Source organism: Microbulbifer litoralis (assembly GCF_023634065.1).
GTDB classification, from domain to species: Bacteria; Pseudomonadota; Gammaproteobacteria; order Pseudomonadales; family Cellvibrionaceae; genus Microbulbifer; species Microbulbifer litoralis.
In genome coordinates this window covers 32,507-48,107 of sequence record NZ_JALKCV010000002.1, presented here as the reverse complement: position 1 = coordinate 48,107, position 15,601 = coordinate 32,507, and the positions used below count along the sequence as shown (strand labels likewise).

Annotated in this window: 9 protein-coding genes; 3 read left to right on the top strand and 6 right to left on the bottom strand. The window is 63.4% G+C overall.

Translation table 11 applies throughout. The features are described from left to right. Nucleotides 1–46: 46 nt before the first annotated feature. Nucleotides 47–679 carry a hypothetical protein gene (locus MWN76_RS03560; RefSeq protein ID WP_250459405.1) on the bottom strand — a complete coding sequence of 211 codons (633 nt, stop codon included), beginning with the start codon at nucleotides 677–679 and terminating at the stop codon, nucleotides 47–49. Between the two features lie 323 nt (nucleotides 680–1,002). On the opposite strand from MWN76_RS03560, the gene MWN76_RS03555 reads away from it, so the two are divergent. Next, nucleotides 1,003–1,779 (top strand): hypothetical protein, encoded by a 777-nt coding sequence (locus MWN76_RS03555; RefSeq protein WP_250459403.1) that lies wholly within the window; start codon nucleotides 1,003–1,005, stop codon nucleotides 1,777–1,779. A gap of 50 nt (nucleotides 1,780–1,829) precedes the next feature. Here the strand turns inward: MWN76_RS03555 and MWN76_RS03550 are convergent, their stop codons facing one another. Genes MWN76_RS03550 through MWN76_RS03540 form a run of 3 tightly spaced genes read right to left on the bottom strand, consistent with a single transcriptional unit; the run spans nucleotide 1,830 to nucleotide 9,920 of the window. Next, the gene (locus MWN76_RS03550; protein WP_250459401.1) at nucleotides 1,830–2,747 is read right to left on the bottom strand and encodes a phosphoribulokinase; all 918 of its coding nucleotides are present in this window, start codon (nucleotides 2,745–2,747) and stop codon (nucleotides 1,830–1,832) included. A 44-nt stretch (nucleotides 2,748–2,791) separates the two neighbouring features. Then, a complete protein-coding gene (locus tag MWN76_RS03545; RefSeq protein WP_250459399.1) occupies nucleotides 2,792–4,738 on the bottom strand; it encodes an aconitate hydratase in 1,947 nt (648 codons plus the stop codon). A 22-nt stretch (nucleotides 4,739–4,760) separates the two neighbouring features. Beyond that, the gene (locus MWN76_RS03540; RefSeq protein WP_250459396.1) at nucleotides 4,761–9,920 is read right to left on the bottom strand and encodes a DUF748 domain-containing protein; all 5,160 of its coding nucleotides are present in this window, start codon (nucleotides 9,918–9,920) and stop codon (nucleotides 4,761–4,763) included. Nucleotides 9,921–10,348: 428 nt separating this feature from the next. On the opposite strand from MWN76_RS03540, the gene MWN76_RS03535 reads away from it, so the two are divergent. Continuing rightward, nucleotides 10,349–11,653, top strand: coding sequence for an NAD(P)/FAD-dependent oxidoreductase (locus MWN76_RS03535; protein ID WP_250459394.1), 1,305 nt, complete (start codon nucleotides 10,349–10,351; stop codon nucleotides 11,651–11,653). Between the two features lie 256 nt (nucleotides 11,654–11,909). Here the strand turns inward: MWN76_RS03535 and MWN76_RS03530 are convergent, their stop codons facing one another. After that, nucleotides 11,910–12,380 (bottom strand): hypothetical protein, encoded by a 471-nt coding sequence (locus MWN76_RS03530; RefSeq protein WP_250459393.1) that lies wholly within the window; start codon nucleotides 12,378–12,380, stop codon nucleotides 11,910–11,912. A 466-nt stretch (nucleotides 12,381–12,846) separates the two neighbouring features. On the opposite strand from MWN76_RS03530, the gene MWN76_RS03525 reads away from it, so the two are divergent. Next, on the top strand, nucleotides 12,847–13,293 hold the full coding sequence (locus MWN76_RS03525; RefSeq protein WP_250459392.1) for a CBS domain-containing protein: 447 nt from the start codon (nucleotides 12,847–12,849) through the stop codon (nucleotides 13,291–13,293). Between the two features lie 40 nt (nucleotides 13,294–13,333). On the opposite strand, the gene MWN76_RS03520 is transcribed toward MWN76_RS03525, so the two are convergent. Then, nucleotides 13,334–15,358, bottom strand: a complete 2,025-nt coding sequence (locus tag MWN76_RS03520; protein ID WP_250459391.1) for an SLC13 family permease — start codon at nucleotides 15,356–15,358, stop codon at nucleotides 13,334–13,336. Nucleotides 15,359–15,601 lie beyond the last annotated feature (243 nt).

Genomic DNA, 15,601 nt, shown 5'->3' with positions numbered 1-15,601 from the left:
AGCCGCCGGTACTGCGCCCGGGAATCCGTCCCGGGCGCCCCACACCTCACTCCTCCAGCCGCACCAACTGCCCGCGAATAAATTCCCCGCTTCCCGGAAGCCGGTAGTTGTCCGGCAGGTGCCGCCAGACAACGAAAGCTTCATCGTCCAACAGCCAGCAGCTCGGCCGGCAAACCGCTCCCGCGCCGCTGCCCGCCAACCGGCCCAGCATCCACAGCCAGGCGGGCGCACCACCGGCGGCGACAAACGGCCGGTTGCGTTTGTCGGCCGGACACAGCTCGACGATTTCCGGAACCATTTCACCCGTGTACAGAGGCCGCCAGTGATCGGCAGACTCGGTGCTGATCAGCACCGGCTGCACCCGGCGGCGATGCAACTCGCCCTCCATCGCCGCCAGCTGTGACAACTGCGCGCGGCTGTCGGCACAGAAACTGCCGCGCAGAAAAACCAGCAGCAATCCCGCCGCTTTTTCCCGCCGGGCGCTGTCGGCCGCATTCCAGTCCTGCCCGCCGCCGGTGGCCAGTGTGGGAAAAACGCCATCGACTGGCGGCATTGCCGGCTGCCGGAACGCGCTCAGGTGGAAAAGATAGACCAGGACCACAAACAGGTTGGCGATCGCCAGGTAGAGCGGCAGCCCCCGATCGACATCCGTGAGCAGGGTGACTGCCAGCCCTGACAAAACTGCCGCAAAGGCCGGCGTCTCACGCTGATCGCCGGAGAATTTCTGTGGATTCCGAAATCGCAAAAGCATCCAGAGCGGCAGCGCCCAGGCGCTAATCAGCAATCCGAACCAGGCGGCTTTCCCGGTGACAAACCACTGGAACAGCGCGCAAAAACCGCAGCTCCAGAGCCAGAAAAAAGAAATGAGGGTAAAAAAGCCCTTAAATTTATTCATTGCGGGGTAAAAATGCCCAAAAACACTTGTTTTCAGTATATAAATAAGCTGCAATTAGCGCGATGTTTTTCACACATCCAAAACAATTCTTAGTACAGGGATATTTTATGGCTGCAAGTAAACAGAGCAAAGCATCCAAGGTCAGCTCCGTCGCCAAACTGGAAGCGGAACTGAGCGCACTGAAAACCAAACTGGAAAAAGCGCGCGAGAAGCAGGAATCCGACGCGGCCAAGGCCGCTGACAAACTGGCCAAGGACGCCACCAAGGCTGCCGACAAGGCCTCCAAGGCCGCCGACAAGGTAAAATCTGTTCGCGCCAAGAAGAAAACTGCAGCGCAGCAGAAGCAACTGAAAGCGGCCCGCACCGCTGCCGCCGCGGCGAAAAAAGTGGCCGACAACGCCAAGGCCGCCGCCAAGGAAGCCAAGGCACAGCTGACCACCATCAAGTCGGACAACCAGATGGCGGCCAAAGTGGCCAAGGCCGTAGCCAAGGAAGAATCCGCAGTAGCCAAGAAACTGGCTGCCCAGGCCAAGAAGAAAGCCGCTGTAGAAGCCAAGAAAGCCGCTGCCGCTGCCAAGAAGAAAGCGGCTGTAGAGAAGAAGAAGGCCGCTGCCGCCGCCAAGAAGAAAGCGGCTACAGAGAAGAAGAAGGCCGCTGCCGCGAAGAAGAAAGCCACTGCCAAGGCCAAGAAGGCTGCAACCAAGGCCAAGAAAGGCCCCGGTCGCCCGAAAAAGGCTGCCACCAAGAAGACCGCAGCCAAGAAAGGGCCTGGTCGCCCGAAGAAGGCCGCTACCAAGAAGGCCACCGCCAAGAAATCTCCCGGTCGCCCGAAAAAGGCCGCTACCGCGAAGAGAGGCCCGGGCCGTCCGCCCAAGGCCAAGTAATCTGGTGGCAAACCCGGCTCCGGCCGGGTTTTTTTATATCCCGCGCGCCCTCAGCGCAGGCGCATCCCGGCAATACCGTGGTCGCGCCCCAATTCCAGCACACAGTCGGCCCGGTCCGGCATTTCCCCGAGCAGGTTGCGTGTCACCCGCTCGTAGTGCTGCACAAAACGCAGAATCCCGTCATCGCTCATACCGCCGCCGCTGCGCGCGCGCAGCTTTCGCTCCTGCAGGCGCCGCCACTCCAGCACACAGTCCATATCCGGCACTTTCAACATCAACAGCAAGTCGAGCCGACCAAACAACTCCCCATAGGGGCCGCGCAACTGGCTGTTGACGTAATTCCGCCAGGTTCCATCCGGGTCCTCCCGCCGCTCCAGTGCGTTGATCGGCGCCTCCGCGTTTTGCCAGGGGCGCGCACCGACGCACCAGCCCTCGAACAGCAGGATGTCCACCGGCGCCCGCCGCCGCGGCCACTGCGCCACCGGCGCGCGGTCGTCCACGGATTTGTCGAATAGGGGAATGGCGAACTCGCCCGGGCCCCGGCGCCCGCTGAGCGCGTCGATGGTTTCCAGCCCCAGCGGCACATCGTGGGTGCCGGGCACGCCGCGTGTCTGCAGCAGAGGGTGTACCTCGCGAGCCAGCTGTCGGCGCGCATCCCTGGTGAGATAGATATCGTCGAGCGAGAAACCGGCGCTGCGCATTTCCAATTGGGACCAGACCAGTTCCAGGAAGGCGGTGAGCGTGGACTTACCCGAGCCCTGGCCGCCACAGAGCCCGACTACCAGCGTCTGCCCGCTGCGCCGTTGCCCGGCCAGCCACAGCGCCAGCGGCAGGTAATAGTCGTCGATCACCCGGCAAAAACTGTCGGGGAGCTGGTGCTCGGCAATAAACCGGCCGATAGCGGTATCCAGCTCTCCGTACATCTGCGCGGCGCGCCCGGCAATGGCCTCCGGCCAGCTATCGCGCATCGCCCTCCCCCTTTTATTGAATACGATCCCGCCCCGCCGGTTTCCTAAGTCTCGATATCCGGATGCTCGCTGCGGGTTTCATTGATCAGGCCGCCGTGGTGGAGGGTCTTGATCTCCGCCGGTGACAGGTCGTGGCGCAGGCTCAGGGTCTTGCCGGTAGATACGATTTTCAGTTGCACCGGTTTACCCGGCTCCAGCTGCCCCACCGGATTGTCCAATTCCAGCTCTGCATCCTGTTGCAACTGGTCGTAATCGCCCGCGCTGTCGAAAAGCAGCGGCAGTATACCGAAGTTGATCAGGTTGCGACGGTGGATGCGGGCCATGCTCTTGGCAATGACGCAGCGCACGCCGAGATAGCGCGGGGCTATGGCGGCGTGTTCGCGGCTGGAGCCCTGGCCGTAATTTTCGCCGCCGACGACAAAACAGTCGCCGTTCAGCTTCATGGCCCGGTCGTAAAACTGTTCATCGAGACGACAGAAGGCGTAGCGGCTGATTTCCGGGATATTGGAACGCAGGGGCAGAATATCGGAACCGGCGGGCAGGATCTCGTCCGTGGAGACATTGTCGCCGGTTTTCAGCAGTATCGGGCCCGTCAGTGTCTGCGGCAGCCCTTCGAAATCCGGTAGCGGTTCTATATTCGGCCCCTTGACCAGTTCCACCTCCGTTGGGATCTCCTGCGGTGCCAGCAGCAGCGGGCGCATATCCGGCAATTCCTCCGGCTCGGTAAAATCCGGGTACTCCATGTCCATATCCCGCGGATCGGTGATCTCCCCCCGGAGTGCGCTGATGGTCGCGGTCTCCGGGCTGCACAGGTAGACCTGGTCCTCCCTGGTGCCGGAACGACCGGGGAAATTGCGCGGCACCGTGCGCAGGCTGATGCGCCCGCTGGCCGGCGCCTGGCCCATGCCGATACAGCCGTTGCAACCGGTCTGGTGCAGGCGCGCGCCGGCCTCGAGCAGACGGCCCAGGTCGCCGCTGCGGCTGATTTCCTCCAGCAGCTGGCGCGAGGTGGGGTTGATATCGAAGGACACCGCGTCGTCCACCTGGCGGCCGGCCACCATGCGCGCGGGAATGACAAAATCCCGCAGGCCCGGGTTGGCCGAGGAGCCGATATAACTCTGGTAGATGGGCTGGCCCGCAACTTCGCGCACCGTCACTACCTTGTCGGGGCTGGACGGACAGGCGATCAACGGCTCCAGTTTCGACAGGTCGATTTCATCATGCTCGTCATAGGTCGCGCCCTCGTCGGCCTTCAACTCGACAAAGTCGTCCGCGCGCTGCTGCTGTTGCAGGAAGGCTTTCACCGCGTGGTCGGCGGGAAACACACTCGCCGTGGCACCCAGCTCCTGGCCCATATTGGCGATCACATGGCGATCCATCGCCGTCAGCTTGTCGAGGCCGGGGCCGTAGTACTCGATCACCTTGTTGACGCCGCCCTTGACCGTATAGCGGCGCAGCATTTCCAGGATGATGTCCTTGGCGCTGACCCAGGGCGGCAATTCGCCCTCCAGCTTCACTCCCATGACCTTGGGCATGGTCAGTGCAAATGGCGTGCCCGCCATTGCCAGCGCCACCTGCAGGCCGCCGGCACCGATCGCCAGCATGCCCATGGAGCCGGCCGCACAGGTGTGGCTGTCTGAGCCCAGCAGGGTTTTACCGGGAATGCCGAAACACGACATATGCACCGGGTGACTGACACCATTGCCCGGGCGCGAGTACCAGACGCCGAATTTGCGGCAGGCGCTGCGCAGGAACAGGTGGTCGTCGGCATTCTTGAAATCCGTCTGCAGCAGGTTGTGATCGACGTACTGCGCCGACAGCTCTGTCTTGACCCGCGGCAGGCCCAGGGATTCGAATTCGAGCATCACCATGGTGCCGGTGGCGTCCTGGGCCAGCGTCTGGTCGATTTTCAGCTCGATGGGGCTGCCGGGCTCCAGGGAGCCACTGTAAAGGTGGGACTCAATCAGTTTCTGGGCGAGGTTCTTGGCCATATTGTCAGCCTCCCGTTTCTGCTTAGTGCGAAAACTCTACGCGCGGATTGTCGAAGTTGCGTCCATTGTAGTCCGGTGCGCACTGGATAAACTCATCGGCGGAAATTCCCTCGCGCAGCAGGAAGAATTCCACCCGCCGGCTGCGGCGCTGAGCCAGCCGTTCCAGCTCCTCGTGCAGCTCGATCGGCGGATAGCGGTAAAAGGTCTCGCGCGCCTTGCGGCTGCGGCGCATGGTCGGCGTCCTGTCCGGATGCAGCGCGTGCCAGTCGAGGGCGGTGGCGGTGCCGCAGATTCCCGGCCGCGCGTCCGGCCTCTGTCGCAGTTCCTCCACGACGTCCATCAGCTGTCGCCTGGCTTTCTCGCTCAGATCCACGCTGCCCGGCTCGAACTCGATCGGGTCGAAGCGCACCGCCCGCAGGCGCGCCCACGCCAGCTTGCCGAGGGTATAGAAACCAATGGGTGTAAAGTAACTGAACAACGCCTCCATGATCGCCCGCTGCAGCAGGTCGCTGAAAATGTAGCTGAACGAAAACTGCGGATCGTACAGGTCGCCGGTTACGGGCATATCGAACCTGACATTCCCCTCCCCGTCTTTCAACAGCTCCAGGGCTATCCCCAGCGGGATGAAAGTGCTGCTAACCGGCAACTGGTCACTATCCCTGACACGCCGAACCCGTATCCGGTTCAATACCATTTTTGCGTGCGCCTTGACCTCGTTCGAGCGGATGCCGATATCGAGCACCGCGTCCAGCTGCCCCTGCAGGATCTTGTAGCCCAGCAGCTGCGCCATGTAGGGTGTGGCCGGGATCAGGTTGGTATTCCTGATATAGCCCGTCAGGTTCGCATCCCATTTCCTGGTATCGAGATAGTCGAGGGTGCCTGCCAGCTGCAGTTCGCCAAAACCACCGGGGCGCGCATTGAACAACACTGTCGCCGGGTCGTGGTGCGGGTGGTTGCTGGCGTTCTTCAGCCGCAGGTTGATACGTCGCACCGGCAAACGCGCGCGGTAGTGCCCCTGCCGGTCCACCCAGGTAAAGGTCCCGTGGTCCAGCACCAGATCGCCGACGCGATAGCGGAACGGCCGCGGGTTTTCCGCACCGGCCGGCGCCTCGCCCACCAGCCGCTCGAAATGCCTGCCCACCGGGTAATTGCCCTCGCCGTCGCGCACCAGGACGCCCCGCGGCCGGAGCAGCTCGATGCTGTCGATATCCAGGTGTCGCGTTTTACTGGCGTAACCCAACTGCTCGACGCGCAGCTGCCGGAACTCGCCGGTCCAGGCGTGGCGATCGAACTCCGGTGCCCGCTCGCGGCGGCCGAACAGGCTGAACGCATCCGCCTGCAGCCAGTCGAAGCCAACACCCTGCGGCTCCCGCCACAGGTTGCCAATCCGCACCTGTTCACCGCGCACCAGCCGGCGCCCCTCGCCGCCGATGACCTGCAACTGCTGCAGCGCAATATCGCGCAGGGCCAGGCGCCGCGCCCGCGCGCGATAGAAAACGTTGCTGGACAGTTTGTCGACCCCGACACAGTGGTCCAGCCGCGGCACATATCCCCCGGGCAGGCAGCCGGAAATATCTTCGAGTTCCAGGCCGTTGGCCTCGACCACACCGGCGCCAAACTGCAGTACCCGGGCCTGCAGGTTTTTCACCTGCAATAACTGCGCCGGAGCCGAGGCCGGGAAATCCGCCTGCACCAGTTGTACGCCGTCGATGGCAAAATCCCGCAGGCGCGTGACCCGCCCGGCCGGTGTATCGACACGCTGGATACCGCCGAAACGCACTGCCCCCAGCTGGTAACAGGGCGACAGTCGCGTATCGCCAAACCAGCCCGCCGGCAGGCAGCCGCTCAACCCCGACAGGCTGCCCGCGGAAACGCCGTCGCCGCCGTAGGCCAATTGATCCAGTTGCATCCGCGAGAATTCCCAGGGCGCACCTCCGGGGTTGCCGACACGCAGCCCCACCAGTTCGATGGCGCCGTCGCTGGAGAAGGGCGCGGCCAGCGACAGGGTCTGGGTGCCCCGTATGCGCAGCTCCCCCAGGTCGATACAGCGTTGCGCGGAAATATCGAGGCAAGCGCGGAAACCGCGCAAGTCCAGGTCGGTAACGCGCACAAGCGCGCCGCCATTCCAGCTCAGGTTCCGCCAGCTGAGACGCTGTAATCCCAACTGCAGGTATTCCCCCGACGCCTGCCAGAGCGAGATGGGCTCCGACTCCAGTGCCGCCAGTTGCAGCCGCGGCTCCGACGGTGCCAAACCGATCCGGCTGGTACCGGCAAAGTTCAGGTCCCGCGCGCGAACGCAGTCGGCAATGCCGCTGTCCGCGACGCCGGGCGGCAGGAACTGCCGCAGACCGCACACCGAAACCTGCTGCAGGCGCAATCCATGCAGCTGCAGCGCCCGCGGAGTCAGCGCCAGTAGCGATACACGCACGGATCCGATACGCCACAGCGGCTCCGCCACCGGCCCGCTTTTCAACACCGTTTCCTCCAGTGCAATACCACTGTCGTTCGCCCCCCCCGTGCTGCGCAGCTTTTCCGTGGCAATACAGCGCGGCAATCCCGGGCGCAATTTCAGCGTCTGCGGCAGGCAGGCCTGGAATTGTTCGGCGGAAAAGCCGTCCACGCGCAGCCTGGCTCGGCGCCCGCTGTCCCGCGGCCAGTGGAAATCCAGTTGCGGCGCCTGCAGGCCCACAATATCGGCGACAAACTGCTCCTGTGCACCGGTCAGCAGAATGCGCTGCGCCGAGCTGCCATTCAGGGTCGCCGATACGCCGCGGCTGTCGATATGCAGGGCAAATGCGTCGCTGAACTGCAACTGCTGCAGGTCGGCGCAGCGGATATCCAGCGGGGCGCTTTCGATCGACCGCGGCAGGCAGGCGTAGAAGCCTTCGAGGGAAAATTCCGGCAATGCAAAGTCGGCCCTGCGGCTGGCGGACAGATAGCGCACTCGCGCCCTGGGCAACTGCAGTCCGGACAACTGCAGCAACGGGTTGCCGGCCGGCGTGCGCGCCAGTGCCCGTTCCAGCGTCAGCTCCGCCGCCGCCAGGTCCAGCCCGCCCTGCCAGGCGAGCAGCAGTGGCTGCCGCTGTTGCAGGTTGCGAAAATCGAAACAGCCGGGCATGCGCTGCGGATCCTGGTAGAAGAGGCGCGCCCAGGCGGCCGGCAGGCAGCCCTCCAGCCGATCCAGGGACAGCCGCTGCAGTTTCAGGTTGGGGCTGGCGACACTGGGCACATCGCCATTGTCGTCCGCTGCCGCCGCGCGGCGCCGGGCCAGCTCTTCCGGCAGCAGGCCCTTTTCCGCACCGATATCCGCTGCTTCACCTGCACTTTCGGCGACACCGGTGCCGGCCGTGACCGGCAGGATATCGGCGGGAATATCCCCGGCATCGATCCAGGGATTGTCGCCGTCGCTGTGCCGGCGATAGAACCCCTCTCCCACCGCCAACCGTTCCAGCAACAGGCCGCGCGCACTGTCGGGCCGGTCCGACAGCAACAGCCGCTGCAGTTGTACGTCGCCGAAAATCAGGTAGCTGTCATCGCCGCCCTGCCAGGCGAAATGGCCCTCGCCCCGCAGGCGCCTGAGATCCGCGCACAGCGGTCGCAGGCGCTGCGGCAACAGTGGCTGCGGCACACAACCGGACGCCGACTGCAGGCCGAAATCCTGCAGCAACAGCGGCCCGCCGGCGCCGAGCAGGTCGATGTGCTGCCAGTGCAGGCGCTGCAGCTGGAACTGCGGCTGCGAGCCCCGCTGCAGGCGCAACTGGGCCAGTTTCAGCGGCCCGCTGGCAAATCCCCAGCTTCGCTGCGCCGCTTTCGAGGCAAAACGGACTTCCACGGTTTCTGGGCTGTGCAGCCCCGCCAGCCGCGCGCAGTAATCCGGTTCATTCCAGAGGCCCCCGGGGACACAGCCACTGGCGCTCTCCATATCCACGCCGTCGATGGAAAGGAGACGCTCTCTGCCGCGATAGGAGAGCGTGCCCAGCGCCGTCCGGTGCAGGGTCAGCGGATTGCGGTTGTCGCCGGCCAGGTCCAGCAGGCGGGTCCGCTGCAGGCGCCCGGGACCGGCATCCGCATTGAAGCCGTCGCCCCAGCCGAGCCGCACCGGGTCCGGCAGTTGCAGGCTGCCGGCGCGCACACAATAGTGGTGCTCGCGGTTGCGCCAGGCGCCCGGGCAGTAGTCGAAGCCGTCGGCAGCGGCCCGCTGCCAGGTAATTCGCCGCCGGTCGCGCAGATAGTCGAAATCGTCGATCGCCAGCGTCTGCGCGCGCCAGTTCTGCCAGCGGCGATCGCGGTGGCGCAGGGCAATTTCGCGGCCCCCGGCGCGATGCCAGCGCACTTCGGCACCGCGCCCGAAACTGAACAGCAGGTCCCCCGACAGCTGCAATTGCCGCGCGGTGGCACAGTGGCCCACCAGGCGTCCCAGCGCCGGCAGCGCCTCGGCCCAGCGCTGTGGCGGGCAGCTGCCGAACATGCGCACGGCCAGCGAGTCCGCGGTAATGCGATTGCCAGGCGCGCGCCGGTAGAGCGCTTCGGACAGCGCCAGCTCCACCAGCGCGGTGTTGATGAAGTCCGATCCCCTGGTCTCGATCAACAGGTTGCCGAGGCCGAGTTTGTGCGCACCGATGGTCAGGTCCAGCGGTTCGTCGCCGCTGCGCTGCATACCGAGCTGGAAATCCCGCGCGGACAGATTGCCGAAGCGCACGCAGCTCGGTGTCGGCCAGGCCGGGCGGTGGCGATAGCAGAGGCGGCTGTCGCGGATGCGCACGCGCTCGAACAACAGTTGCAGGTCGCGATCCCGGCGCGGCCCCTGCCCCAGCGCCCAGCCGCCGATCTCCCACTGGCGGCCGCGCTCGACGGCGCTGGACTCCAGGTCCATGTAGGCGCCTTCCAGCGACACGCGCTGCAGTTTCCAGCGGCCCCGCAGCAGCTGCCACCAGCTGTAATCCAGCAACAGCTCGCGGGCGCGGAAACCGCGCCCGTCGCGGTTTTCCGCCTGCACCCCGCGAGCCAGCAGGCTGAGGCGCGGCACGGACACATGCAGGTAATCGATCTGCGCGGAGAGGCCGCGCGATTCCAGCCACCGTTCGACTTTCCCGGCGACAATGGTCGAGGCCGCAATCGACATAACCCCCAGCAGCAGCAACACCGCCACCAGCCACCAAAGCAGGCGGCGGAAGGTGTCCATTGGCGGGGTGGGCTCTGGTGGCATTATTGAATACAGCGCCGGGAAATGAATGAGACGAATGCACTGGGTACAGCAGCGCCCAATAATTAAAGCTCAGCGCGGCGGAATTTCTGCAAGCTGGCGCTGCAATCCGCCACAATATCCACCCCGCTGCGCAATCGGGCGCGCCGTCCCTCCGGCTTTCCCGCCGGCCGGCCCGATGCCGGCAGCCCCGGTCGCGGGCTTTTGTTGATACCATCAGGTCCTGTGAAGACGCGAAAATGGTTTCTCCCGAAACGGAAACAACCCCGGGGCAAATTTAATTGCGAAGTACCGCGCATCCATGGATACTGTGCAGAAAATAGCGCGCCGCTTTCCCGGCAGTGCAAAAAAGAAAATGGTCTTCGCAGTGGGAGTCGGTTTATTCAGGAAACTAAGGAAGACCACCCATGAAAAAAATCGTCATCGTTGGCGGCGGTGCCGGCGGCCTGCAACTGGCCACCCGGCTCGGGCACCATTTCAGTTTTACCCCTTTCTTCAAGCGCCGGCGCCAGTCCCCCGATGTGCAGGTCACACTGGTCGACAAGAACCGCACCCATATCTGGAAACCGCTGTTGCACCAGGTGGCCACCGGCGCGCTGGACTCCAGCCTGGACGCTCTCAACTACCAGGTACACGCGCGGGCCAACGGTTTCAATTTCGAACTCGGCAGCCTGCGGAAAGTCGATCGCGAGCGCCGCGCAATCGAGCTGGCACCGGTCATCGACAGCGACGGCCACCAGCTGGTACCGGCGCGGGAACTGGAGTACGACTACCTGGTCCTGGCTCTGGGTAGCCAGAGCAACGATTTCCATACACCCGGTGTGCGCGAACACTGCGTCTTCCTGGACAGCAGCGAGCAGGCACAGCGCTTCCACAGCCTGTTGCTGGACCGCTTCCTGCAACTGGAAACCCACACCGCGGACAAGGTGCATATCGCAATTGTCGGCGGTGGCGCCACCGGTGTGGAACTGGCGGCGGAACTGATGGACGCCACCCGGCAGATGGGCAACTACGGCCATATCACCAGCGGCTCCCTGGCCGTGACCCTGATCGAGGCCGGGCCGCACCTGCTGCCGGCGCTGCCGCCGCGCCTGGGCAACAACGCCGAACGGGAGCTGACGCGACTGGGTGTGCGCGTGATCACCGGCTGCGCCGTGGCCAAAGCCGACAAGGATGGCCTGACCACCGCCACCGGCGAGGAAATTCCGGCATCCGTCCGCGTCTGGGCCGCGGGCGTCAAGGCGGCGGATTTTCTCTCCGAGCTGGGCCTGGACACCAACAGGCTGAACCAGATCGAGGTCAAACCCGATCTGCAGTCGGTCACCGATCCCCATATTTTTGCCCTCGGCGACTGCGCCGGCTGCGTCGACAGCGCCGGCAACCGGGTCCCGCCGCGGGCACAGGCGGCCCACCAGATGGCGGACACGGTGGCCCACAACCTGATCGCGGATATGGAGGGCCGGCCGCTGCAGGACTACCGCTACCGGGATTACGGTTCGCTGGTCTCGCTGAGCAAGCACACCGCGGTCGGCAACCTGATGGGCGCGCTGGTCAAGGGCAGCCTCACCATCGAGGGCCGGATCGCCGGGCTGGCCTACCGCTCCCTGTACCGCATGCACCTGGCCGCCGTGCACGGCTGGCCCAAGGCGATGCTGATCTACCTGGTGGGACAGGCGAACCGTTTCGTCAAACCGCGCCTGAAGATGCACTGATTTCCCGGGAGTGCGGAACTGCGGCTCCGCTCTCCCGGGCACAATCCCTTTCGCAACCCATGGCCATCTAATGTCTGTTAATGTCTGTCCGGCAGCGGCATTTGTCGAATGCGCGAATGGAACACAGCAGTGTGGGGGGATGCTTTTGCGGACCACCGGCACGGGCCGGTGTCCGAAATTGTAAGCCGCTATAGACGCGAGCTACTGAATTGAAAAAGGCGGACCAGGTCCGCCTTTTTTCGATTCGACAATCCGATCAGATTTTCCAGGCCTTCACTTCATCCAGGCCGTACTCTTCGATCCACTGGTTCAGTTGCTTGGGGTTGCGCTTTTTCTTTTCCAGGGTGCCACCGGTATAGGGGTTCCGGTAGTGACCGACTTCCAGCTTGGGTTCACCGGATTTGGCGGAGGTGGTACGGCGACCACGGCGCGGGGAATCGCCCTTTTTCATGGCGCGAGCAACGCGGGCCTTGAGGGTCTGCACATAGTCCGGGGCGTCTTCATCGTTGAGCTGGCTCACCAGCCATTCGACCACTTCCTCACCGCGGGCAACGTACAGCTCTTCCTCTTCCATCTGGTATTCGGCGGCGATATTAACCAGTGCTTTATCGAACGCGATGACCCCTTCCTTCTTGCGTTCGGCCTGGGCCTTCTGCTCCTGCAATTCTTCAATCATGGCCTGGTGCTCGGCGATTTTTTGTTCAATCTGGTCGTATTCCTGGAACATTCAATAAACCTCTGCGGCTTTCTACTGATATATGTAATACAGAATCAAATACGCCACAAACACTGTCGATATGGCGCTCGATACGAAAATCCGGCGATATAACGCTAAATACTCTTAAAGGGGCGACAGCCAAAAAAGGCTGCAGTGCTGTATCCGGTTAACCGATGGTATTCGGTACAGTGACAGACACCGGGATGCAGCCAAAATTCCGGCCGACACGCGGTACGTACCGATATTATAGGCTGGCCCGGATTACCCTGGAGTCCGCGCGTATCGCGCGCTCTGCGGCTGAGGTGGCGAATAATAAGGCCTTACCGGCAAATATCAACCTCTATTTGATTATATCGCCAGTTCGAATATTGATAGAGAGCCTGCAAACAGGCGGAAAGGATTCGCGCCGGGCCTTTTGCGGTAATCGTGGGGTCTGGCCTATCCTTGAAAGGCCAGATTTAATACGGTCTGTACCATGTCCAAATCCCGCGATATTCACCATATCCCCACCCTGGCGGCACTGATGACGCCTTTTCCGTACCATATTGATATCGATGCCACCGTGGAGGCGGCACTGGAACTGATGGAGGCCCACGGCGTGCACCACCTGCCGGTCACCCGTGACGGTGACCTGGAAACGGTCATTTCCCGCGGTGATATAGAGCGCGCCAATGCCCCGGGCCACCGCCTGGAGGAACAGCAACTGTACGTACACGACCTCTGTGCGCGGCGCCCCTATATCGCCGATATCCACGATCCCCTGGACAAGATACTGCTGGCCATGGCGGACACCGGAATCGGTTCGGTGCTGGTCATGCGCGAGGGAGAACTGGCGGGCATAGTCACGGTCACCGACGCACTGCATTTCTGCGGTAAATACCTGGCGGAACTCGCGCAGACGGCGGATGACTCGGTCGCCTGAACCCGGGCACGGAATGGAGTAACAGCCAACTGCCAGTGGCCTACAGGGGCCAGATCCACAACAGCATCGGGATACTGACCAACACCACCAGAATCTCCATCGGCAGCCCCATGCGCCAGTAATCGCCGAAGCGGAAGCCGCCCGGGCCCAGGATCAGCGTATTGTTCTGGTGGCCGACCGGGGTCAGGAAGGCGCAGGAGGCACCGATGGCCACCGCCATCAGCAGGCTGTCCGGATTCACATCCAGCTGCGCCGCGGCACTCAGCGCAATGGAACACATGACCGCGGCGGTGGCGGCATTGTTCATGAAATCCGACAGGGTCATGGTGATCACCAACAGCAATGTTAGCGCCACCACCGGATTGCCGCCGGCCAGGTTGTTCAGCATTCCCTTCGCCACCAGATCCGCGGCACCGGTGGAATCCATCACCTCCGCCACCGCGATCAGTGCCCCCAGCAGCACGATCACCGAACCGTCGATCGCCCCGTACATACTGCGCAGCGGTATCACCTTCAGGACCATAAAGGCCAGTGCACAGGCGGCAAAGGAAATGGCCGCCGGCAACAGGCCAAAGGCGGCACCGGCCACCGCCAGCGCCATGGCCACCAGCGCCACCGCGGCTTTTTCCTTGTTGGGAATGGTGATATCGCGCTGCGCCAGCGGTACGCAGCCCTGTTCGTAGGCGAAAGTGTTGAGGTTGTCGTCGGTTCCCAGCATCAGCAGCGCGTCACCGGCGCGCAACGGTGTCGAGCGCAGCCGCCGCACCGAGCGTCGCCCCTGGCGGGACAGGGCCAGCAGGTTGATCTCGTAGCGCATGGGCAGGCGCAGGAAGCGGGCCGTGCGGCCGATCAGGCCCGAATCGGGCATCACCACCAGCTCGCGCAGTTGCACGTCGTCCTCTGCAATCTTTTCCTTTTCTTTCGCCTTTTCTTTTTTCTTTTCCTTTTCCGAGTCGCGGGTTTCGCCGTTCTTCTCCTTGTCGCCGCCACGTTGCCTTTTCTCGCGGCGCCTGCCAGTGCCCTCCTCGACCGGCTTTTCGCGCAGTTCCTCCTCGCTGTCTTCCTGCTTTTCCTCCCCCGTCTCTCCCTTTTCCCGCTTCTGCTTTTCCTGCTCTTCCTGTTCCTGCTCCCTCTTCTCTTTTCTCTCCTTTTCCTTTTTCTGGCGCTCCTCCTCCTCGGCTTCCGCCGCCAGTTTCAGGCCCAGGCTGGAGATGGCCGCGGACAGGGATTCCGGCTCCGCCTCCATCACCAGGATGTCGCCAGCGCGTATCCTCTGCCAGGGCGTGGCCGGCGAGACCCGCGCGTCGTTGTGCACCACACCCACCACCTGCGCGTCCTCGTCCTCGAGCATATGTATTATCTCGCGCACGGTCTTGTCCGCCGCGGTGCTCTTTTCCTGTACCAACGCCTCGGTCAGATAGGTACCGGTATCGAAGGTGGCCGCACCGGCCTGGGTGCGCGCCGGCACCAGGCGCCAGCCGAGCAGCGCCACAAACACCACCCCCACGACGGCAACCGCCAGCCCCACCGGGGTAAAATCGAACATGCCGAAACTGCTGCCGCCGGCACTGGCGCGAAAGCCGGATACGATCAGGTTGGGCGGCGTGCCTATGAGGGTGGTCATGCCGCCGAGAATGGTGCCGAACGACAGCGGCATCAGCACCTTGCCCGGCGGCAGCCGGTGCTTGTCGGCAATATCCGTGGCCACCGGCATCAACAGCGCCATGGCACCGACATTGTTCATGAAGCCGGACATCAGCGCGCCCAGGCCAGTCAGGGAAAAGATCGCCAGGGTGGTGTTGGCACTTTTGGGAATCAGCCGCTGGGCGAGTACATCCATGGCACCGGTATTCTGCAGGCCGCGACTGAGGATCAGCACGCAGGCCACGGTGACCACCGCCGGGTGCCCGAACCCCTTGAAGGCATCTTCCGCCGGGATCAGGCCCGTCACAACACAGGCGAGCAGGGACGCCAGCGCCACCATATCGTGGCGCCAGGGTCCCCAGATAAACAGAACGATGGTGACGGCGAGAATGATCAGGATGATCAGTTGATCAGCGGTCATCTGGTGTACTGGTCCTGCTGGCCCATCTATTCAGGTTACACTGGCATGAAAATTTGGGGAGGGTGAAATTGCGCCAGAACAGCGCCGACGCTTTCTGCACGATTCCCCATGATGGATCGGCGGGCTGCCGCACCAGCAGTTGGATGAGCCAGCGGCGGGGGAAAGTGCTGTTTCGCAGCTGTCACGCCGAGGGGGCGGAATGGCTGGATGCAAGGAGGAATGATGAATAGGGAGGGACCGGTT

Bases quoted from the DNA above. Each gene is read 5' to 3' on its own strand.
- MWN76_RS03545 (WP_250459399.1), bottom strand. From the start codon at position 4,738: ATGGCCAAGAACCTCGCCCAGAAACTGATTGAGTCCCACCTTTACAGT.
- MWN76_RS03520 (WP_250459391.1), bottom strand. From the start codon at position 15,358: ATGACCGCTGATCAACTGATCATCCTGATCATTCTCGCCGTCACCATC.
- MWN76_RS03540 (WP_250459396.1), bottom strand. From the start codon at position 9,920: ATGGACACCTTCCGCCGCCTGCTTTGGTGGCTGGTGGCGGTGTTGCTG.
- MWN76_RS03550 (WP_250459401.1), bottom strand. From the start codon at position 2,747: ATGCGCGATAGCTGGCCGGAGGCCATTGCCGGGCGCGCCGCGCAGATG.
- MWN76_RS03530 (WP_250459393.1), bottom strand. From the start codon at position 12,380: ATGTTCCAGGAATACGACCAGATTGAACAAAAAATCGCCGAGCACCAG.
- MWN76_RS03555 (WP_250459403.1), top strand. From the start codon at position 1,003: ATGGCTGCAAGTAAACAGAGCAAAGCATCCAAGGTCAGCTCCGTCGCC.
- MWN76_RS03525 (WP_250459392.1), top strand. From the start codon at position 12,847: ATGTCCAAATCCCGCGATATTCACCATATCCCCACCCTGGCGGCACTG.
- MWN76_RS03535 (WP_250459394.1), top strand. From the start codon at position 10,349: ATGAAAAAAATCGTCATCGTTGGCGGCGGTGCCGGCGGCCTGCAACTG.